General features: G+C 41.5%; 21 protein-coding genes and 3 pseudogenes. 20 read left to right on the top strand and 4 right to left on the bottom strand.

Annotation, left to right across the window (positions count from 1 at the left end):
* The first annotated feature begins 30 nt into the window (after window positions 1-30).
* From HWQ23_RS24085 to HWQ23_RS24050, 7 genes and pseudogenes are all read left to right on the top strand, one after another.
* Window positions 31-1,377, top strand: a complete 1,347-nt coding sequence (locus HWQ23_RS24085; protein ID WP_292833812.1) for a GTP-binding protein — start codon at window positions 31-33, stop codon at window positions 1,375-1,377.
* Window positions 1,378-1,602: 225 nt separating this feature from the next.
* Entirely contained in the window at window positions 1,603-2,802 is a 1,200-nt protein-coding gene (locus HWQ23_RS24080; RefSeq protein WP_292833809.1) for an AAA family ATPase, read from the top strand.
* Complete coding sequence (locus tag HWQ23_RS24075) at window positions 2,802-3,509, top strand: DUF4276 family protein (RefSeq protein WP_292833807.1); 708 nt, start codon at window positions 2,802-2,804, stop codon at window positions 3,507-3,509. Before HWQ23_RS24080 ends, HWQ23_RS24075 begins: the two co-directional genes overlap by 1 nt.
* A 101-nt stretch (window positions 3,510-3,610) precedes the next feature.
* Window positions 3,611-6,226 carry a DNA mismatch repair protein MutS gene (mutS, locus tag HWQ23_RS24070; protein WP_292833804.1) on the top strand — a complete coding sequence of 872 codons (2,616 nt, stop codon included), beginning with the start codon at window positions 3,611-3,613 and terminating at the stop codon, window positions 6,224-6,226.
* Between the two features lie 156 nt (window positions 6,227-6,382).
* A pseudogene (locus HWQ23_RS24065) lies at window positions 6,383-6,705 on the top strand (DUF4433 domain-containing protein).
* Window positions 6,680-7,384 carry a type II toxin-antitoxin system antitoxin DNA ADP-ribosyl glycohydrolase DarG gene (darG, locus tag HWQ23_RS24055; protein WP_292833795.1) on the top strand — a complete coding sequence of 235 codons (705 nt, stop codon included), beginning with the start codon at window positions 6,680-6,682 and terminating at the stop codon, window positions 7,382-7,384. The pseudogene HWQ23_RS24065 and the gene darG overlap by 26 nt, the downstream one beginning before the upstream one ends.
* Window positions 7,385-7,512: 128 nt before the next feature.
* Window positions 7,513-7,899: a hypothetical protein gene (locus tag HWQ23_RS24050; RefSeq protein ID WP_292833792.1), complete on the top strand. Its 387-nt coding sequence runs from the start codon at window positions 7,513-7,515 to the stop codon at window positions 7,897-7,899.
* A gap of 20 nt (window positions 7,900-7,919) precedes the next feature.
* Here the strand turns inward: HWQ23_RS24050 and HWQ23_RS24045 are convergent, their stop codons facing one another.
* The 4 genes from HWQ23_RS24045 to HWQ23_RS24030 all read right to left on the bottom strand — a co-directional run bounded on the left by HWQ23_RS24045 (window position 7,920) and on the right by HWQ23_RS24030 (window position 10,646).
* Entirely contained in the window at window positions 7,920-8,501 is a 582-nt protein-coding gene (locus HWQ23_RS24045) for a hypothetical protein (RefSeq protein WP_292833789.1), read from the bottom strand.
* A gap of 2 nt (window positions 8,502-8,503) precedes the next feature.
* Window positions 8,504-8,749 (bottom strand): hypothetical protein, encoded by a 246-nt coding sequence (locus HWQ23_RS24040; RefSeq protein ID WP_292833787.1) that lies wholly within the window; start codon window positions 8,747-8,749, stop codon window positions 8,504-8,506.
* A gap of 225 nt (window positions 8,750-8,974) precedes the next feature.
* Window positions 8,975-10,264, bottom strand: a complete 1,290-nt coding sequence (locus HWQ23_RS24035; RefSeq protein ID WP_292833785.1) for a glycosyltransferase family protein — start codon at window positions 10,262-10,264, stop codon at window positions 8,975-8,977.
* A gap of 184 nt (window positions 10,265-10,448) precedes the next feature.
* Window positions 10,449-10,646: a DUF2283 domain-containing protein gene (locus HWQ23_RS24030; protein WP_292833783.1), complete on the bottom strand. Its 198-nt coding sequence runs from the start codon at window positions 10,644-10,646 to the stop codon at window positions 10,449-10,451.
* Between the two features lie 522 nt (window positions 10,647-11,168).
* Here HWQ23_RS24030 and HWQ23_RS24025 point away from each other — a divergent pair.
* The 13 genes and pseudogenes from HWQ23_RS24025 to HWQ23_RS23965 all read left to right on the top strand — a co-directional run bounded on the left by HWQ23_RS24025 (window position 11,169) and on the right by HWQ23_RS23965 (window position 21,764).
* On the top strand, window positions 11,169-15,155 hold the full coding sequence (locus HWQ23_RS24025) for a magnesium chelatase subunit H (RefSeq protein WP_292833781.1): 3,987 nt from the start codon (window positions 11,169-11,171) through the stop codon (window positions 15,153-15,155).
* Between the two features lie 114 nt (window positions 15,156-15,269).
* Window positions 15,270-15,693, top strand: a pseudogene (locus HWQ23_RS24020) (XisH family protein).
* Window positions 15,681-16,016: a XisI protein gene (locus tag HWQ23_RS24015; protein WP_292833779.1), complete on the top strand. Its 336-nt coding sequence runs from the start codon at window positions 15,681-15,683 to the stop codon at window positions 16,014-16,016. Before HWQ23_RS24020 ends, HWQ23_RS24015 begins: the two are co-directional and overlap by 13 nt.
* Window positions 16,017-16,084: 68 nt before the next feature.
* Window positions 16,085-17,461: a DNA cytosine methyltransferase gene (locus HWQ23_RS24010; protein WP_292833777.1), complete on the top strand. Its 1,377-nt coding sequence runs from the start codon at window positions 16,085-16,087 to the stop codon at window positions 17,459-17,461.
* Complete coding sequence (locus HWQ23_RS24005) at window positions 17,462-18,313, top strand: TdeIII family type II restriction endonuclease (protein WP_292833775.1); 852 nt, start codon at window positions 17,462-17,464, stop codon at window positions 18,311-18,313. It begins immediately after the preceding gene.
* A gap of 450 nt (window positions 18,314-18,763) precedes the next feature.
* Entirely contained in the window at window positions 18,764-18,982 is a 219-nt protein-coding gene (locus HWQ23_RS24000) for a hypothetical protein (protein ID WP_292833773.1), read from the top strand.
* Window positions 18,966-19,295, top strand: a complete 330-nt coding sequence (locus HWQ23_RS23995) for a type II toxin-antitoxin system PemK/MazF family toxin (protein ID WP_292833771.1) — start codon at window positions 18,966-18,968, stop codon at window positions 19,293-19,295. The genes HWQ23_RS24000 and HWQ23_RS23995 overlap by 17 nt, the downstream gene beginning before the upstream one ends.
* A gap of 276 nt (window positions 19,296-19,571) precedes the next feature.
* Entirely contained in the window at window positions 19,572-19,796 is a 225-nt protein-coding gene (locus HWQ23_RS23990; protein ID WP_292833769.1) for an addiction module protein, read from the top strand.
* Complete coding sequence (locus HWQ23_RS23985; RefSeq protein ID WP_292833767.1) at window positions 19,793-20,089, top strand: type II toxin-antitoxin system RelE/ParE family toxin; 297 nt, start codon at window positions 19,793-19,795, stop codon at window positions 20,087-20,089. Before HWQ23_RS23990 ends, HWQ23_RS23985 begins: the two co-directional genes overlap by 4 nt.
* A pseudogene (locus tag HWQ23_RS23980) lies at window positions 20,049-20,487 on the top strand (XisH family protein). The gene HWQ23_RS23985 and the pseudogene HWQ23_RS23980 overlap by 41 nt, the downstream one beginning before the upstream one ends.
* Window positions 20,475-20,816 carry a XisI protein gene (locus HWQ23_RS23975; protein ID WP_292833765.1) on the top strand — a complete coding sequence of 114 codons (342 nt, stop codon included), beginning with the start codon at window positions 20,475-20,477 and terminating at the stop codon, window positions 20,814-20,816. The pseudogene HWQ23_RS23980 and the gene HWQ23_RS23975 overlap by 13 nt, the downstream one beginning before the upstream one ends.
* A gap of 187 nt (window positions 20,817-21,003) precedes the next feature.
* Window positions 21,004-21,180 (top strand): hypothetical protein, encoded by a 177-nt coding sequence (locus HWQ23_RS23970; RefSeq protein WP_292833763.1) that lies wholly within the window; start codon window positions 21,004-21,006, stop codon window positions 21,178-21,180.
* A gap of 8 nt (window positions 21,181-21,188) precedes the next feature.
* The gene (locus HWQ23_RS23965; RefSeq protein ID WP_292833761.1) at window positions 21,189-21,764 is read left to right on the top strand and encodes a Uma2 family endonuclease; all 576 of its coding nucleotides are present in this window, start codon (window positions 21,189-21,191) and stop codon (window positions 21,762-21,764) included.

Below are 21,764 nucleotides of genomic sequence, written 5' to 3'. Positions count from 1 at the left end.
GTTTGTCCAACCTTGAATCAACCTAACTTTGTGCGAAATCTGCAAGAAACTCACTTAAATCGTGCCCGCGCCAGTCTCAGACAAGCGCTGTCTTGGTATGGATATCTTCGCAAGTCAGGACAGCTTTCATCAAACCCAGAATTAGTAGGTTTGGTGAAACCAGAATTGGAAGCTTTGAATTCCACACTCAACAAACTGGACTCTAACGTTATTAAAATTGCCGCCTTTGGTTTGGTGAGTCGTGGTAAGTCAGCAGTTTTAAATGCCTTGCTGGGAGACAAGATTCTGCAAACTGGGCCCCTGAACGGTGTCACTCAATGGCCGCGTTCCGTCCGTTGGCAGCCCGGTGGTAAGGTGTTAGTAGAGTTAATTGATACCCCCGGATTAGATGAAATTGAGGGTGAGTCACGGGCGGATATGGCGCGAGAAGTAGTGCATCAGGCGGATTTAATCTTGTTTGTCGTGTCTGGTGATATCACCCGCACTGAGTATCAAGCACTGCTGGAATTGCGGCAAGCACAAAAACCCCTGATTTTAGTGTTTAACAAGATAGATTTATACCCAGATACAGATCAGGGAGCGATCTACCAAAATTTGCAACAACTGGGTACAGGACATCCGAAAGCGAAGCCTCTACTACCTGATGAAATTGTGATGGTGGCGGCGGAACCAGCCCCAATGGAAGTGCGAGTTGAGTGGCCCGATGGGCGTGTCAGTTATGAATGGGAGACACCAGCACCGCAAGTAGAGGAACTAAAGGAGACAATTCTGAATATTCTGAATCGAGAAGGGCGATCGCTTCTGGCTTTAAATGCACTCATCCAAGCACGGGATGCAGAAGCGGCGATCGCTCAAAAAACCATCGACTTACGCGAACAAGAAGCCGAAGATATCATTTGGCAATTTACCAAATACAAAGCTTTGGCAGTAATGCTTAATCCCATTGCTTTTTTAGATATCCTTGGCGGAACTGTCGCCGATTTGGCTTTAATTCGCGCTTTAGCTAGATTGTATGGTTTGCCGATGACTAGCTATGAAGCCGGGAAAATTTTAAAAACGATTTTATTTAGTTCCGGTGGCTTGCTGCTGGGAGAATTAGGTAGTAGTTTGCTTTTGGGTTTGGGTAAGAGTACTGCTGCAATAACCAGTGCTGATAATCCTAGTAATATTACTGCCTTTGCTGGCAGTGCGATCGCTCAAGCTGGTATTGCCGGTTATGGAGCATACTCCGTTGGCAAAGCTGCTCAAGTGTATCTCGAAAAAGGCTGCACTTGGGGACAGTTGGGCGCTAGCAGCGTCATTCAAGAAATTCTTTCTCAAGTTGACCAAAACACAATTCTGTATCGTCTGCGACAGGAATTAGGATTAAAGTTATAAGATTTTTGAGTTGTGTTCCGAAAAGTTTCTGTTAATACTTCTATACGGCGATGCGATCGCGCCAAAAGGGTAAAATAACCCTTGAGCGTAGGCGTAGCCAGCCGCAGGCATCGCCATTCACCTCTAACATCACGTTATCATCGAATATTGTGGAATTTACATGCGTAATTACTAGTATCTATGACATTAATAGAATATAGATAATTAACTAAATAGGAAAATTGAATGGAAGGTAAAAGATTTATCCGTACTCTGCGATTAGAAAACTTTCTTTCTTATGGAAGTGAGGGTGAAGAAATTGAACTGCAACCTCTGAATGTATTAATTGGCCCTAATGCTTCTGGGAAATCGAATTTAATTGAAGCAATTGGAATTTTAAAGGCAACACCCACAGACTTACCTGCCCCATTTCGGCAAGGGGGAGGGATTGGTGAGTTTCTGTGGAAGGGTGGACAGGAAAATCCAGTAGCTACAATTGAAGCTACTTTAGATTACCCTCAAAGACCCCAAAATTTACGTTATCAAGTTAGCTTGACAGCAATTGGCCAAAGACTACTAGAGCTAGTTGATGAAGCTATAGAGAATGAACGACCATATCCAGGATCGGATGATGTCTATTTTTACTATCGTTACCAACGTGGTCGTCCGGTTTTAAATATTAATAAGTTAGACGATGACTTCAACATTCAACGTACTCTTCGGCGAGAAGATTTAATTCCAGATCAGTCAGTTTTATCTCAACGAAAAGATCCAGACTTGTATCCAGAACTCTCTTATCTCAGCACTGCATTTTCTAATATAGGTTTATATCGTGACTGGCAGATGGGGCGATATTCAGTACCACGAAATGCTCAAAAACCTGACTTACCTGAACATCCTCTACTAGAAGATGGAAGTAATCTGGGTCTATTTTTAAACAATTTAAAGAATAAAATAGGTCATAGGAAAATTATTGATAAGCTGAAAAAATTTTATGAAGCAGCCGAAGAACTGGGTGTAATAATATCTGGTGGTACAGTACAGATAATTATTCGTGAAGAGGGTTTAATTGAACCAATTCCTGCAAATCGGTTATCTGATGGTACACTCCGTTATTTATTTTTAATGGCTTTACTTTTAGATCCCGTTCCACCGCCACTTATATGTATTGAAGAACCAGAGATTGGTTTACATCCAGATATTTTACCGACTATTGCAGAAATGCTCATTGAAGCGTCTCAGAAAACACAATTAATAGTGACAACTCATTCTGATGCTTTAGTTTCTGCTTTGAGTGAATATCCCGAATCAGTCATAGTTTGTGAACGAGATAAAAAAGGTAGCCACCTCCATCGTCAGGAACCTGAGAGATTGGAAAAATGGTTAGAAAAATATACCCTTGGCGATCTCTGGCGGATGGGGCAAATTGGTGGAAATCGTTGGTAATGAAGATATACATTTACATTGAGGGTGCTGGAGATGAAGATGATACTGAACTACTACTCAGACCACGCCCAGGTTTTCGTAGTGGGATCAGAAGTGGAAAAGAAACCACAACTGGACTACGCCCAGGTTTTATAAAATTTTTTCACGAACTATATGATATTGCTGGTGAAAACATTAAAATATTTATCGTTATGTGTGGATCAAGGCGTGATGCTTATGAAGATTTTAAAACGGCTTTAGAGTCTCAACCAGAAGCTTTCAATGTTTTATTAATTGATGCTGAATCTCCAGTTGATTCTACTGTTACACCTTGGGAACATCTCAGAAGTAGAACAGAAGATCATCCTTGGATTTTAGATGCAGTTAATTTTGAAGATGATCAGTGTCATCTGATGGTACAAACGATGGAAGCATGGTTTATTGCTGATATGGATGCTTTAAAAGAGTTTTATGGGGAGGGATTCAGGGAAGATGGAATCCTTCAGGGAATGGCACGGTATGGTAGCGTAGAAGAAGTTTCTAAAGCTACTCTGAAAGTATGGCTTGAGGCAGCTACTCGCCGTACCGATAAGAGAAAATATCATAAAACAAACCACGCTCCAAAGCTCTTGGAATTGCTTGATGTAGCTAAGGTTCGCCAAGCTTCGGCATACTGCGATCACGTCTTCACCACATTAGCCGCAATAATGGATGCATCAGCACGTTAATATAACGAAGGGTAAAAAATTCTTCAGCGATCGCCATTCATCTTTAACATCAAGCTATCATCGGATATTGGGAAATTTCCGTGCGTAACTCAGTAGCATCTATGACCGCTTCTCACTCTGAAACTCCATCTCCCAAACCTGACGCGAGTACTTTTATTTCCGACCATCGACAGGTAGACCGCACCAAGCTAAGTCAAATGTACCTGCACTATGTCGAGACGAAGGATAAGTACCCTCACGCCGTATTGCTATATCGGGTAGGAGATTTCTTTGAATGCTATTTCCAAGATGCTGTAAAACTAGCGCAAGAATTGGAATTAGTACTCACTAGTAAGCAAGCTGGGGAACAAGGACGAGTGGCGATGTCTGGTGTTCCGCACCACGCATGGGAACGGTACGCGACGCTACTGGTAGAAAAAGGCTATGCAGTCGTAATTTGCGACCAAGTGGAAGATGCTTCAGAAGCTGCAGGTAGATTGGTGCGGCGGGAAGTAACGCGCATCCTGACTCCTGGCACTTTGCTGGAAGAGGGAATGCTCAAATCAAGTCGCAATAATTACTTGGCAGCAGTAGTAATTGCCGCAAACCATTGGGGTTTAGCCTATGCAGACATCTCCACAGGGGAATTCCTCACGACTCAAGGTAGTGATTTAGAACATTTGACACAGGAATTAATGCGCTTACAACCTTCTGAGGTGCTAGTTCCGACAAATGCGCCTGATTTAGGTAGTTTGCTGCGTCCAGGAGAAACTTCGCCGCATCTGCCCCAGTGTTTGCCATCATCATTTTGCTATAGTTTGCGATCGCAGGTTCCCTTTTCCCAAGCCGAAGCTAGACCAAGATTATTGCAGAAATTTAAGGTGCGATCGCTCGAAGGACTCGGTTGCGATCATCTTCCCCTCGCCGTTCGTGCGGCTGGCGGTCTTCTGGAATACTTGGAAGATACTCAAAAAGAAAACCCTGTCACCCTTCAAAGACTCCGCAGCTACACTGTCACCGACTACCTAATTGTTGACAATCAAACCCGCCGTAACCTGGAAATCACTCAAACTGTCCGGGATGGCACTTTTCACGGTTCCCTACTCTGGGCATTAGATCGAACTAGTACAGCAATGGGTGGGCGTGCTCTGCGGCGGTGGTTATTGCAACCGCTACTCGATATTAAAGGCATTCGGGCGCGGCAAGATACCATCCAAGAATTGATGGAAAATACGCCCCTGCGTCAAGATTTGCGGCAGTTGTTACGCCAAATTTATGACCTGGAACGCCTGACGGGAAGGGCGGGTTCTGGTACAGCGAATGCTAGAGATTTAGTAGCTTTGGCAGATTCCCTCTCACGCTTACCAGAATTATCCAGCTTAGTAACTGAGGCGCGTTCTCCCTTCCTCAAAGCTTTGCAGAAAGTCCCAAGTGTCTTAGAAGAATTAGCACAAAAGTTACACGCACATCTTGTCGAGTCGCCACCCATACAAATCAAGGAAGGCGGATTAATTCGTCCTAGCGTAAATTCCCTGTTGGATGAAAGGAAAGCAACTGTAGAAGCGGATCAGCAATGGATTGCCAACTTAGAAGTTGATGAGAGAGCTAAGACAGGAATTTCAACACTGAAGGTAGGATTTAACAAAACTTTTGGTTATTATATCAGTATTTCCCGCACCAAATCTGACCAAGTACCCGCTAATTATATCCGCAAGCAAACCTTGACGAATGAGGAACGTTACATCACCCCAGATTTGAAGGAACGGGAAGCGCGGATTCTCACAGCGCGGGATGATTTAAATCAGTTGGAATATGAGATTTTTACGGCGTTGCGGGAAGAGGTAGCACAAGAGGCGGAGGTAATTCGCAATCTGTCTCGTGCAGTGGCGGCGGCGGATGTGTTGTGTGGTTTGGCTGAGTTGGCGGTGCATCAAGGTTACTGCCGTCCAGAAATGTTGTCAGGAAGGGAGATAAACATTGTTGATGGGCGTCATCCGGTAGTGGAACAGTCTTTACCTGCGGGTTTCTTTGTGCCGAATTCGACTCAATTAGGGAGTAGGGAATCGGGAGTAGGGAGTAGTGAAGAAGAAATTTCCCCACTCCCCACTCCCCACTCCCCACTCCCCGATTTAATCATTCTCACTGGGCCAAACGCGAGTGGTAAAAGTTGTTATTTGCGTCAGCTGGGATTGATTCAGTTAATGGCGCAGATTGGTAGTTTTGTACCAGCTAGGTTTGCCAGATTGGGAATATGCGATCGCATTTTCACCCGTGTAGGTGCAGTAGATGATCTTGCAACTGGTCAATCTACGTTCATGGTAGAGATGAATGAAACAGCGAATATTCTCAACCATGCCACATCTAGGTCACTGGTGTTGTTAGATGAAATTGGCCGCGGAACAGCGACGTTTGATGGTCTTTCTATAGCTTGGGCGGTGGCGGAATATATCGCAGTAGATATTCGGTCACGCACGATTTTTGCTACTCATTATCACGAGTTAAATGAACTGGCTAGCATTTTACCGAATGTGGCTAACTATCAAGTGACAGTGAAAGAATTACCCGACCAAATTATCTTTTTGCATCAAGTCCAACCGGGAGGCGCTGATAAGTCTTATGGGATTGAAGCGGGAAGATTGGCGGGTTTGCCTGCGGTGGTGATTCAACGCGCAAAACAAGTTATGGGACAAATTGAGAAGCATAGTAAGATTGCGATGGGTTTGCAAAATCTGGATTGATATCGATTGCCAAAATAGATGTTCGCGTTGTCAAAACTATTCTAGAGAGGGTTAAAATTTGAGGGGCGTTTCCGTTATGGTTTCTGTCCTGAAAAGGCGAAGTACAAGTCAATCAGATTAAAAATAATCTAGCCATATCTACAACTGCATAAGCTAATGCCCACGCCTATCTACCACATCACCCACATCAACAACTTACCCTCCATTCTTAAATCAGGTGGATTGATGGCAAACAGTAGGCTACGGCAAGAAAAAATTAAATACCTTGATATTGCTTATGGACACATCCAAGATAGACGAGGAATGACTCGTGTTATTTGTGGTGGTGGTGGTTCTTTACATGATTATGTACCGTTCTATTTTGCCCTCGCTCTCCCATGCTCTACCCTAATCACAAAAAGAGTGTAGATAAATATAGTGGTGGACAAACACCAATTCTCCATTTAGTTTCCAGTGCTTCCACCTTTAGGATGCGGTAATGGTGGCTTAGATTGGCAAGAAGTTAAGCCTTTAATAAAATTAGCCTTTGCCGAACTGCCTAATGTGGAAGTAATTATTTTTGAGCCATCAGGCGCACCAGCAGCAGAAAAGATGCTGGTTGCAACCAAAAAACCCAACATGACCCGTGGTCGCGCCCTAATCATTCACTTACTGGAAGCTTACGGTATCCCAGGCTATGAGTTAACCAAGCTAGAAATTCAAAAACTTGCCTATTTTCTCCAAGAAGCGGGGGAATTGCTCAAGTTACCCTATCAAAAGCATTTATATGGCCCCTACGCTGACAACCTTAATCAAGTTTTGAAACATATAGAAGGTCATTACATTCTTGGTTATGGTGATGGTACTGGCAGAGCAAGCATTTATGTATTGCCAGAAGGTAGAAAAGCAGCAAAGACTTTTTTAGAAGCAGAACCAGAAGCCCAAGAGCATTTAGAGCGAGTTAGCAAGCTGATATATGGCTTTGAAACACCTTATGGGATGGAATTATTAGCGACAGTCCACTGGGTTGCCACCAAACACTCCAACCCAGCAAAAGATAGTGAAGAAGCGATCGCTCTTGTGCATAAATGGAGTGAGCGTAAACGCAAGTTATTTAAACCCGAACATATTCGGAAAGCTTGGCAACGCTTAGGTGAACAAAACTGGTTAGTATCCTAGCTTAAAGGAGCAGGAGATTTGCCAAGTAGTTGAAATCTTGTTAGCATTTATGCTTAAAATTGCACAATGAGGTTTATTTAGCATCTACTAAAAGCTAAAGTTGACCCTTTGCAGGACTCCAATAACCCATGCTGACTGAAATTTTGCCTTTCCGCTTTGAGTTAGACACGATCGCGATCGCTGGAGCGAGTTTGTGGTCATTAGCGCTATATCTAGGTTTTTCAAAAGTCAATGAATGGGTAATCGAGCAACTCAATCGCTGGTTTAACTTTGCGGAGCGATCGCTTTACACCAGCCAGTCAGAATTTGAAAAGACTCGTAAAGCCAGAGAATCACAAAACGCTTTCTACGCTTCTCTGTTCAGCATCGCGCCTTTTTTGGTAGTTGGTGCTTTATGTAACTGGGGTCTAGAAATTAGTTTAGGTGAAAGTTGGGGAATTAGTACAGGAATATTAGCTTGTATGGGTGCTGGCATTTATGAACTTGGGCGCAGGGATGGAGAATCTTCGGATTAAGAGACTTGCAAATCAGAAGTTCACAAAAATTGTTCGAGAACCTTTTTCAACGGTGACTTGATATTATAAGACCTTGCCTGTTCTCGAACTATCACTTCAATAATTGCATAAGCTAGATCGTGAAAAAATGCTTTAGAAGAGCCTATTTCGCCAAATACACCCCATCTAAAAGAAATTTCACCAGAGCCAAAGATGTTGCTAACTCCAGTTTCTTGAAGCTTTAATTTTGCGCCATCAACAACACTTGGGGCGTACTCTTCAGTTATGCCAACTCTCACTATATCTAACGATGATGCAAGAGAAGTATTCAGTTGGCGCTCAAATTCAGTTGAAATGCTAACCTTTAATACTAACTTGCCAGAGTCATTTGGCTCAGAAATAGCACCTAAGCAGCCATACAAAAATCTCGCTCCTAGAGGCGCTAATATCTCAATCATTACTTCTCTTTTAGAGAATGAACCAATTTTTGTATTCTCAAGGATGATTTCTATCCTTTCATCTATTACAGGATAAAAAACAGGTTGGCGATCTCCAGGAAAATATAATGGTTCATCTTGCCAAATACGAGCTTTTCCCGTTAACCCTAGATCAAGTGCTTTCATATTTACTCAATTCCCCAAGCTTTTCTCCAATTTCTATTGAAGTCTTCTGGATAAGCTTTAATTACTTCAGGATGATACAAGCTGTATGGTGATACACCATAATATGCTATGGCCATAGGATGAGCCGTATACCAATCATAACCTTGTTCCATTAGTGCAGCCTCTTTTAGTTCATGAAAGTAGAAACTAGCATCAGCTCCAGAAATTTTCTGTCCCAAATCTAAAGTTTGCTCAAGTCTCTCAATCATTTTTTAGCTGGGTAAGAATTCATCAAACTTACTTATGTGCTTCCTAATAATCTCCAGTTTTTCATGTTCAACATTATACTCTTTATCAGTTAAGGTTCCAAGAAAATTTTGGTCGCTATTTACAAACACAAGAGTGACTTACTTTTACCTAAATGCATCACATTTTTTCAGTATAGACATAAAAAACCACTATTTAAAATTCAAATTAATTTCTGCCCACTCCTCCTACTTTCCAATTTCCTCGCCAACAATCTGTGCTATCTTCTGGGCTGCACCGCTTTCGCCGCGAATCTTACGAAGTTTAGCGCGGATATCATCCAATTTTTCTGGATGGGCTAATAAATCTAACACCATTTCCCCAATTTCTTGCGGTTGAAGTTTACCCATAAGTTCTGGCACTATCTCTGACTGTGCCCAGATATTTGGCCATGCTAATAAACCTTTGCGTCTCACGAATCTTAGGAATAGCCAATTAATCACCTTAGCAAAAGGCGTACCGACTCCTGGCAGATTTGCCAACAACCCAGGTAAACCATCCCAAGCACGCATGGCATCAAGTTGCTGTGTTGGCAGCAAAACAATCATTGGCACTCCTAAAGCACCGAGTTCAGCAGTGTTTGCCCCCACCGTAGTCAAGCAGATACAGCACTGGGATAATAATTGATATGCAGGGTTTTCTTGCCACAGTTCCACAGTTAAGCCCGTTGTTGTTTTGAGCAATGCCTTGCTGCTAGCATCCTCTGGGACAATTAAGGAAGCACCGCCAAAGCCAAAGATTTCAGCAATAGAGTTCTTTTGAGGATCGGCAAAACTAGCTAAAGTTTGTAAATCCAAAGTCGGGGCTACAGGAATCACAAACTTGGCTTGGGGTCTTTTAGCATAAACGTATTCGGCAGTAGCTAAACATAATGGCACTCCTTGGGCTAATTTTGCCGCTTTTGAACCAGGGAGTAAACCAATCAATTCAGTTTTGAGTGATGGAGTTATAGCCAGAGGGGAATTTGAATTTAGGCTCTTTTCTGCAACACCTGCTGCTTCTACCATCAAATCACCGACAACGGTAAATTTGTGAGCATATTTCTGCGGGACACGGGTAGTAACTTCGGGTTTCATCACGCCAAAGCGATCAATCCAGTTATGCCAACGGGCTGACCATTCGGCGTAAATCACTGTGCGATATCCCAGCTTTTTGCCTATAACTACAGGGAAAATTTGATCGCCACCGAGGAAAACAACTACACCGCGACTTCTCCAGTCCCAATTTTCAAATGTTTTCCCCCAAAGCAAAAATTGCCAAAAATGTTCTGCTCCCTGAACTCTATCTACTTCTGGATAAGAAAGAGCGATCGCTACTTCTTTTCCACTAGCATTTGAGCAAGGTGATAATACTACACTGATCCTGACTTGATTTCGGTCATCGCCGAATTTTTGCCGCAACGCCTTTACTACTGGGCGTACCCAGGTTGTTACCTCACCTGGGCCATTTGATAGGATGAGAATATCTACTTGAGTCATTAGTTAATGGTCAAGAGTTATGGGTCATTAGTCAAGAGGGAAATATTACCTAATTCGTTCCTAATTTTTAGAGACACAACATCGCGGGAAGGTTGAAGAAGAATTAAAGGGTAGGGAATCCCACCCCTACAAATGCATCTGTCGCATTCTTTTTTGAAATTGGTAAATAAATCTCAAACCTCTATTATGTAGAAATCGAATACTCTAGGGAACGTGGATTATCGATTCTTTTGGAAGCGTCTAATATTTCTAGCCCGGTAATATTTCCATCTTCGTCGTAATCTAAAATTATCCCTGGCTTTTCTTCGTCACTATCTTCTATCGGTACATCACTCAATATAATTATTAATATATCTACTTCTGGGTCATAGGTAATTTTCATATTTCTCTCCAGTATTTTTCAATCTTACTAGTACCGCAGGAAGTTACGCATTCACGCATTCAAAAGTATTATGAAATAAGCTATGAGAGGGATTTGAAATGGTTGCTCTATTTCCGCCGTGGCGTACTAGTTTTATCGCTTATTTCAAGTGCTTTATATCTTACTAAAACAAGCTTGTTTGTCCTGGTAATACTTTACTCTTAATTTTCTTACTATCGCCACTAGGTAACATTTAATAAGCCTTGCTCAATAGCATAATATCTTTAAATAACTATTTAACTATTAAGATAATATTACAAATTGTTTACATTAAGGTGAGCTATTACTTTTATATAAAGTCAACAAATACAAAGAAATATTTCGTTTTTTATATCGATTTGTGTCAGATAGACGATAAAATGCCCTCTGGGTAAGCGTTTTCTGATAAAAAACACATATTGCCTAAAAATCACAAGTTACCTGTGGCTGATGATGCCGCTAGGAACTTACAGAGAGAACACGCATCAAAGGAGCCGAAGAAGCATGTTCACACACGTCAAGTCCACCATTAGACACATTGCGCCTGATAACTTACGCGGACGTAATTTAATCAAGGTGGTCTATGTCGTGCTTGAGTCCCAGTACCAGAGTGCTTTGTCGCAAGCGGTTCGCACGATTAACGCGAACAATCCTAACTTGGCGATTGAAATCAGTGGGTACTTGATTGAGGAACTCCGCGACCCAGAGAACTATGAGGAGTTCAAACGAGAAATTGAGAGTGCGAATATCTTCATCGCTTCCCTCATTTTCATCGAAGACTTAGCACAGAAAGTAGTAGCAGCAGTAGAACCACACCGCGATCATCTGGACGTTTCTGTTGTCTTTCCCTCAATGCCAGAAGTAATGCGCCTGAGTAAAATGGGCAGCTTTTCCTTGGCACAGTTGGGTCAGTCAAAAAGTGCGATCGCGCAATTTATGCGGAAACGCAAAGAAAAATCCGGTGCGGGATTCCAAGATGGAATGCTGAAGCTTTTGCGAACGCTGCCGCAAGTGCTGAAGTTTTTACCAATGGACAAGGCACAGGATGCCCGAAATTTCATGCTCAGTTTTCAGTATTGGCTAGGTGGTTCTCCAGAAAATCTGGAAAACTTCTTGCTGATGCTAGCTGATAAATACGTATTTAAAGGTTTAGAGAAACAAAATTTTGCACCTTCTACATATCAACAGCCGGTGGTTTATCCCGATTTAGGGATTTGGCATCCTTTGGCTCCTAGTATGTTTGAGGATGTCAGAGAGTACCTCAATTGGTATACAGCTCGTAAGGATATTTCTAGCGATCTCAAAGATCCCCTAGCTCCTTGTGTCGGGTTAGTCTTGCAACGCACCCACCTAGTTACAGGCGATGATGCCCATTATGTAGCAATGGTGCAGGAGTTAGAAGCACTAGGCGCACGAGTACTACCTGTGTTTGCTGGTGGTTTGGATTTCTCCAAGCCTGTTGAGGCTTACTTTTATGAACCAAATACCAACATACAGTTGGTAGATGCAGTGATATCGCTGACTGGTTTTGCTTTAGTCGGTGGCCCAGCCAGACAAGACCATCCCAAGGCAATTGAGGCACTCCAACGCTTAAACCGTCCTTACATGGTGGCGTTACCCTTAGTTTTCCAAACCACAGAAGAGTGGATGGATAGCGATTTAGGCTTGCATCCAATTCAGGTAGCTTTGCAAATTGCGATTCCGGAATTGGATGGGGCAATTGAGCCGATAATTTTATCAGGTAGAGATGGGACTACAGGGAAAGCGATCGCACTACGCGATCGGGTGGAAGCTGTAGCCGAACGCGCTTTAAAATGGGCTAATCTCCGCCGCAAACCGAAGCTGGATAAAAAAGTCGCCATCACCGTTTTCAGCTTCCCGCCAGATAAAGGCAACGTCGGAACCGCCGCTTATTTAGATGTATTCGGCTCAATCTACGAGGTGATGAAAGCCCTCAAAAATAACGGCTACGACTTACCAGAATTGCCAGAATCCGCCGAAGCGTTGATGCAAGAAGTCATCCATGATGCACAGGCGCAATACAACAGCCCAGAACTGAACGTTGCTTACAAAATGTCGGTTCCTGAGTATGAAGCGCTGACCCCATACTCTCAACGCCTAGAGGAAAACTGGGGCCCACCTCCGGGACATCTCAACAGCGATGGGCAAAACCTGCTAATTTATGGTAAGCAATTCGGTAATGTCTTCATCGGTGTGCAACCGACATTTGGTTACGAAGGCGACCCGATGCGGCTGTTGTTCTCTCGTTCAGCTAGTCCTCACCACGGTTTTGCTGCTTACTACACTTACTTAGAGCAAGTTTGGAAAGCTGATGCCGTGCTGCACTTTGGTACACACGGTTCCTTGGAATTCATGCCAGGTAAACAGATGGGGATGTCTGGTGACTGTTATCCAGATAACTTGATTGGCTCAATTCCTAACCTGTATTACTACGCAGCTAATAATCCGAGTGAAGCGACAATTGCCAAACGTCGAAGTTATGCCGAAACAATTTCTTACTTGACACCGCCGGCAGAAAATGCTGGTTTGTATAAAGGTTTGAAGGAACTGAGCGAGTTAATTGCTTCCTACCAAACCTTGAAAGATAGTGGACGCGGTGTTTCCATTGTCAACAGCATCATGGATAAATGCCGGATCGTGAATCTGGATAAGGATATCAATCTGCCAGAAACCGATGCCAGAGACATGAGCGCTGATGAGCGGGATAATATTGTTGGCAACGTTTACCGCAAGTTGATGGAAATTGAGTCGCGGTTGTTGCCTTGTGGGTTGCACGTTATTGGTAAACCTCCAAGTGCAGAAGAAGCGATCGCAACTCTCGTCAACATTGCTAGTCTAGATCGTCAAGAAGAAGGACTTCAAGGCTTGCCGGGAATTATCGCCAATAGCATTGGGCGTAACATTGACGATATTTACCAAAATAATGACCGAGGCATTTTACAAGATGTCCAATTACTGCAAGACATCACCTTGGCAACCCGTGCAGCAGTTACCGCCCTTGTGCATGAGCAAATCGACGCTGAAGGGCGAGTTTCTCTAGTTTCCCGGTTGAATTTCTTCAACATGGGCAAAAAAGAACCTTGGGTAGAATCATTGCATAAAGCAGGTTATCCCAAAGTTGATAGCGCAGCCCTAAAACCCCTATTTGAGTATTTGGAATTCTGCCTGCAACAAGTTTGTGCCGACAACGAACTCGGAGCATTACTCAGAGGCTTAGAAGGTGAGTACATCTTACCTGGCCCTGGTGGTGATCCCATCCGCAACCCGGATGTATTGCCCACAGGTAAGAATATCCATGCCCTCGACCCCCAATCCATCCCAACAACAGCAGCAGTACAATCAGCCAAAATTGTCGTAGATAGGCTTTTGGCACGTAACAAGGCGGAAAACGAAGGAAAATGGCCAGAAACCATCGCTTGCGTCCTCTGGGGAACCGATAACATCAAAACTTACGGCGAATCCCTAGCACAAATTATGTGGATGGTAGGCGTGCGTCCAGTTCCCGATGCCTTGGGACGGGTGAACAAGTTGGAATTGATATCTTTAGAAGAGTTGGGACGCCCCAGAATTGATGTAGTAATCAACTGTTCTGGTGTATTCCGCGACTTATTCATCAACCAAATGAACCTGCTAGACCAAGGGGTGAAGATGGCGGCTGAGGCGGATGAACCCTTAGAAATGAACTTTGTTCGCAAACACGCTTTGCAACAAGCTGAGGAAATGGGGATTAATCTGCGTCAAGCAGCGACGCGCGTTTTCTCCAATGCTTCTGGTTCCTACTCGTCAAATATCAACTTGGCAGTAGAAAACAGCACTTGGGACAGCGAAGCCGAGTTGCAGGAAATGTATCTCAACCGGAAATCTTTCTCCTTCAATTCCGATAACCCCGGAATGATGGACGAATCCCGGCAGATTTTTGAAAGTACATTGAAAACTGCTGATGCAACTTTCCAAAATTTAGATTCTTCGGAGATTAGCTTAACGGACGTTTCCCACTACTTCGATTCCGATCCTACTAAGCTGGTTGCAAGTTTGCGGGGTGATGGTAAAAAACCAGCATCTTATATTGCAGATACAACCACAGCTAACGCGCAAGTGCGGACATTATCAGAAACCGTGCGTTTGGATGCCCGTACCAAATTGTTAAATCCCAAATGGTATGAGGGGATGTTATCTCACGGTTACGAAGGTGTGCGCGAACTCTCCAAGCGGTTGGTAAATACAACGGGTTGGAGTGCGACAGCCGGCGCTGTGGATAACTGGATTTATGAGGATACTAACGAAACCTTCATCAAAGATGAAGAAATGCAGAAACGGTTGCTGAACCTCAACCCCCATTCTTTCCGCAAGATTGTATCAACTTTGTTGGAGATGAATGGACGTGGTTATTGGGAGACTAGCGAGGATAATTTAGATCGTCTGCGCGAGTTGTACCAAGAAGTTGAAGACCGGATTGAAGGGATAGAATAATCCCTAATCATAAATGTAGGGACGTTTTATAGAACGTCTCTACATAAAAAACGGTTTTGACAAATTGTATGGAATGCGGCTAAATGAAAATCAAATATATAATTATAGATATGTATGTCTGCTAAAGATGTCTTTCATGAAGTTGTCAAAACAGCTTTACAGAAAGATGGTTGGCAAATTACTCACGATCCACTCACAATTAGCGTGGGAGGAGTTAATCTTTCGATTGATTTAGCCGCCCAAAAGCTGATTGCAGCAGAACGTGAAGGACAAAAAGTTGCAGTCGAAGTCAAAAGTTTTTTAGAAAGGTCGTCTGCTATTTCAGAATTTTATACAGACAGCATTAGGACAGTTTATTAATTATAGAGGTGCATTACGACGGCGGCAACCGGAGCGTGTTTTGTATTTAGCAGTACCTTTAACAACTTACAAAACATTTTTTCAACTTGATTTTCCTAAAGAGATGATAGCAGAAAATCAAGTGAAAATGCTTATTTATGATGTAGAACAAGAGGTGATTTTCCAATGGATAAATTAACTCGATATCGCCAGCTTGTACAACAGATACTACATGATTATAGGGAGCAAAAACCAGCTAACGGAAATATAGAAGTTGAAACAATTTTTGATACAGAACGTGACCATTATCAAATAGTTCATGTAGGGTGGGAAGGTCAAGACTGGGTACATAGTTGTATTATTCATATTGATATTAAAGGTGGGAAAATTTGGCTTCAGTGGAATGGTACAGAAGATGATATTGCAGCTAATTTGGTAGCTGCGGGAGTTCCCAAGGAAGATATTGTGTTAGGTTTTCAGTCTCCTTTTATGAGACAGTTTACAGAATATGCAGTGAGTTAGGAGATGTTTTGAAAATCTCCAAGTACTACTTAATGAATCCTTGGTAACTGAATAACAAAACAAGAGTTATGACAAATGTTTATGCTCAACAACTAGAATTATTTCAATTATTTGAACCTGCAAGTATCATAATTTCTCACTCAAAATTTACATTTATAGATTTATTCGCTGGCATAGGTGGATTTAGAATTCCTCTGCAAGAATTAGGAGGAATATGTCTAGGCTATTCGGAAATTGATAAAGAAGCTATTAAAGTTTACCAAAATAATTTTATTCGTGATGTCAATACTAACGAAGCATATTTAGGAGATATTACTCATTTAAATAAGCTCCCATTTGAGATAGATTTGCTAGTTGGCGGTGTTCCTTGTCAACCTTGGTCAATAGCTGGTAAATTACAAGGTTTAGACGACCCCAGGGGGAAGCTATGGATTGATGTTTTTAGAGTCGTCAAAGCTAACCAGCCCAAGGCATTTATATTTGAAAATGTTAAAGGTTTAACAGAGCCAAGAAATAGAAATAGCCTGGAATATATACTTAATAATCTTACAGTATGTGGTTATGTAGTTAAATACCAAGTGCTTAATTCCTACGATTTTGGTTTACCTCAAGACAGAGACAGGATATTTATTGTTGGAATTAGAAATGATATTGAAAAATGCTGGGCTTTTACCTTTCCTAACTCCTTAGATAAACAGCTAAAGCTTTATGATGTAATTGCTGGTATTCAACACAGTAATTTTGCGAAAAAGAAATTTCCACCAGAAATTTTATTTGCTGATGGTAAAATACCAGCTTCTAGAGGTAGATTTCAAAAAATAGATGAATTAAATGATTTTTTTACTTTTGCTGATATCAGAGATGGGCATACTACTATTCATTCTTGGAACTTAATAGAAACAAGTTTAAGAGAAAAGCTCATTTGTCAAACTATCTTGAGAAATAGAAGAAAGAAAATTTATGGACTAAAAGATGGTAATCCTTTAGAATTTAAAGTATTAAAAACTCTTATTGCTAGTTTACAGATTGAAGAAATAAATACTTTAGTAGCCAAAGAAATTCTACATCTTGTAGAGGGTAAAGGCTATGACTTTGTTAATTCTAAAATTTCTTCAGGAATTAATGGTGTTTCTAAAATATTCTTGCCTCATGCTGAAGCTATTGCAACTTTAACAGCAACCGGAACTAGAGACTTTGTTGCAACTATATCTATAGAATGTCAGGAGCCAGAAGCATATAAGCAAACTTTTATTCAAGAAATTTATATGAAAAAGAAATATAAACCTTTAACAGCTAAAGATTATGCTAGATTACAAGGATTTCCAGAAACTTTTAAAATCGCTGAGAGTGAGAGTACAGGGAAGCATCAATTTGGTAATGCGGTTTCTGTTCCTGTAGTTTACCATTTAGCAAAAGCTTTGTTAAAAATAATCACCATAGGTTAAATGAATTTAAATATGGCAGCTATTAGTTCAAACACTCGTGCAGTAATTAAAGGTTATCTAGAAGGATTTATTAAGGCTCTTGTAGATGAGTATAAAGGGCGTAAAATTTTAAAGCCAGATAATGCAGCAGAGTATTTATTAAGATTCTCATCTAATGGAGAATTGAAACCATTTCAAGCAGCACTGATTCCACCAGAATTAATACGTATCAACCAATTTGAAAGAGGTTTGAGTACAAAGCTAGGTAATTCTTTTGAAGAATGCGCTCGCTTAATTGCTCTAGAACATCATCAAGAGGTACGTCGAGGTTATGATATTAAATCGGAAGTAAGTATTGCTGCTTTTGCACAAGCTGAACTTCAAAAACAAAATTACGAATCTGCTGCTAAAAAAGAACAAGCAAAGCCATCTTTTGAACAAATGATAACAGCCGTTATTAATGCTTGTCGTAGTGATGATTTAGAAATAAAGGTCGTTCGCGCTGATCTTTATATTCTGGCGCAAGACGGCACAGAATTCTTATTTGAAATCAAAGCTCCTAAACCAAACAAAGGACAATGTTTAGAAGTCTTGCAACGTCTGCTTAGATTTCATTTACTGCGCGGTGTAAATCGTCCTCAATTACAAGCTTACTATGCTATGCCTTATAATCCATATGGGATCACCAAAGCGGATTATAAATGGACACAGGCAAAAAGCTATTTACCTTTTGAAGAGGCTGTAATTATCGGAAATGAATTTTGGAATATTGTAGGGGGAGCAACTGCTTATGAAGAATTATTAGAAATCTATCTAGAAGTGGGACGAGATAAAAGTAAATATATGTTGGATGCTTTAGCTTTTGGGTTTTAAGAGTTATTTAACAAACACAACCAGGGGTAAAAACTTAATCAAGATCATAACAGGCGATGTCTAACGACAAGCCGCTGCGCGTCTACGCTTTATTTTTGAGGTTTTCTGTAAAGCGATCGCACTCACATCTTCCATACAGGCGATCGCATTATTTTTGAGGTTTTCTGTAAGGCGATACCTACGATGAGCTTCGCTAACGCACTCACTCTTTCACAACAAGCGATGTCTAACGACAAGCCGCTCCGCGTCTACGCTTTATTTTTGAGGTTTTCTGTAAGGCGATACCTACGGTGAGCTACGCTAACGCACTCACTCTTCCATAGAGGCGATGTCTAACGACAAGCCGAAGAAGCGTCTACGCTTTGTTTTTGAGGTTTTCTGCAAGGCGACGCCGAACAGCCCGTCGTCAGACATCGCTCCTCATAAACTATTGAAGGATAAAATTAAAGCATGACTATTCATAAAACAGATATGCTAAAAACGCTTTGGGCTACTGTTCGGCAAGGAAAAATCGAATTGCTAGAGTCAGAGGAATTACCAGAAGGGACAAGAGTGTTAGTGACGCTGCTTCCTGATGATGAAACTGAATTTTGGCTTCAAACCAGTCAAACATCACTCTCATCAGTTTGGGACAACGCTGAGGATGATGTCTATGCCCAACTACTCTAAAAATGACATCATTTTGGTTCAGTATCCCTTTTCAGATTTGTCCAGTTCAAAAGTTAGACCTGCTGTTGTGGTAAGTACGCCACACGTTTCTGAAGACATCCTAATTACACCCTTGACAAGTAAAATTGGAGCATTGCTAGAAGGTGAGTTTGTCTTGTCTGAATGGGCATCAGCAGGGCTAAACGTAGCTACAGCAGTCAAGAGAGGTTTATACACAGTACGTAAAAGCTTGGTTGTAAAAGTGATTGGCAAGTTAGCTGATGCTGATGCTGAACTGTTAGAGAAATCTTTGCGGTGTTGGTTGGGGTTATGATAGGAGCCAGCAATAGTATTGGCAACTCCGCAAAATTGAGAATTGAATGTTTTAAAAAGCAATCGCACTCACTCTTCCATAACAGGCGATGTCTAACGACAAGCCGCTCCGCGTCTACGCTTTGTTTTTGAGGTTTTCTGTCAGGCGTAGGCGTAGCCCGTCGTAGACATCGCACTGTTAGGCATCAAAGCAGATGCAGCGTTTGATTTGATGGACAAAATCTTGTCCGCTATATTTAAGGTGTACCATTTGCTTCCTCACTCCAAGTTAATCAGCATGGATATCACAGCTACTTTGAACGAAATCGCAACTCTCAGTGTTGAAGATAGAATCCGTATTGTACAGGCAATTTGGGATACCATCGCTGCGGAGCAAGTTTACCCTGATTTAACAGATGCACAAAAGCGAGAGCTTGATCGTCGAACTTCTGACTATAATTCAAATCCAGATAATGTGCTGACTTGGGAGGAAATCAAAGCATCAATTAAGGGGCAGCAATGAATTATGTCCTGGTGTTTCGCCCAGAGGTTCGAGAAGAACTCAATGATGCACACAGTTGGTACGAGAGTCAGAAACCCGGTCTGGGTGACGAGTTTTTAGACTGTGCAGACGAAACGGTGAATCGAATTTCTCAGATGCCAGAATCCTATGTAATTGTCTACGGTGATATTCGACGAGCAGTAGTGAGACGATTTCCCTATGCTGTGTACTATCGGATTGTGTCGAGTCGAGTAATAGTGACGGCAATTTTTCATGGTCGCAGAGATCCAAAATCGTGGCAGACGCGAACCTAACACTGATGCTGTTAAAAATGCCTTAATTAAAGATGGCTGGATAATTATAGCTGACCCTTATTTTTTGCAGTATGAAGATGCAGAACTTTATGCTGATTTAATTGTAGTAAAAAGCCTTATTAGCAGAACAAGAAGGACGGAAAATAGTTGTAGAAATCAAGAGTTTTATCAGTCCTTCTCCCATGAGAGATTTTGAAAATGCTTTAGGTCAATATATTCTATACCGCGATATTTTACAACTAGCCAATAAAAACTATAAAATTTATCTAGCCATCAGAGATACAGTATTTGATACTTTCTTTCAAAGAAAATCTATTCAAGCAGTAGTTAAACTTCAGCAAATTGAATTTATTATTTTTAATAATGAGAGGGAGGAAATTACTTTATGGATACATTAATAGCATATCGAGAGTTAATTAAGCAGGTGCTAACTGAATATGATAATTTATCTCGTCAATCACCTGATAAAAATGCTGAAAATTGCTTAGTGTTTGATGAAAATCACGATCATTATCTCTGGTTAACTGTAGATTGGCAAGGTAGCAAAAGACTTAAGTATACTCATGTTCATATTCGGATTAAAAATGAGAAAATTTTCATAGAAGAAGACTGGACAGAAGAAGGAATAGCGACTGAATTAATGAAGTTAGGTGTAAGTAGCAACGATATTGTGTTAGCTTTTCAGCCTCCAGATGTGAGAAAATTTACAGAATTTGCAACAGCTTAGTAAATTATTGTTCTACCCAGGCGATCGCTTAGTTTTTGAGGTTTTCTGCAAGGCGATACCTACGGTGAGCTACGCTAACGCACTTCTCTTCCAGAACAGGCGATGTCTAACGACAAGCCGAAGAAGCGTCTACGCTTTGTTTTTGAGGTTTTCTGTAAGGCGATCATAAACTCTTGGACAACAGGCGATGTCTAACGACAAGCCGAAGAAGCGTCTACGCTTTGTTTTTGAGGTTTTCTGTAAGGCGATCGCCTACAATGCCATTATACAATCAGCGTTAGCGCAGCTTACCGGAGGTATCGCTTTGGTAATGGGGGAGTGCGATCGCTTGTATATTAAATTTTATGGGAATATTCAAGTTTAAATTTTTCTATGGATGGGTTAACTATCAACTTTGCCCCTGTTCTTCAAATAACAGATGAGCAATTCTTCCAGTTATGTCAGATTAATGAATTAATCAGATTTGAGCGTAATCCTGATGGCACATTGCTACTAATGCCTCTAGTTGGAGGCTTAACCAGCAACCGCAATGCTAATTTAACTGCTCAACTTGGAGTGTGGAATCGTGATGAGTCAATAGGTATAGCTTTTGCTTCTTCGGTTGGGTTTATTTTACCAAATGGGGCAGTTCGTTCGCCTGACGCATCTTGGTTAAGACGTGACAGATGGGATTCTCTTACACAGGAGCAAAAAGAGAGATTTCCGCCTGTATGTCCTGATTTTGTCGTGGAATTGCGTTCTGATACTGATTGTTTAATAAGGCTACAAAATAAAATGCAAGAGTACCGAGACAACGGTACTAGATTAGGTTGGTTAATTGATTTAGAAAATCGGCAAGTAGAAATTTATCGCTTTGGTAGAGATGTTGAAGTACTGCAATCTCCTGCTAGTTTATCAGCAGAAGATATACTACCTGAATTTGTGCTTAATTTTGAAGATATCTGGTGA

The organism is Nostoc sp. JL33, assembly GCF_017114985.1.
Classification (GTDB): domain Bacteria; phylum Cyanobacteriota; class Cyanobacteriia; order Cyanobacteriales; family Nostocaceae; genus Nostoc.
Note: the sequence above shows the minus strand (reverse complement) of the source record. Positions and strands in the feature narration are given on the sequence as shown.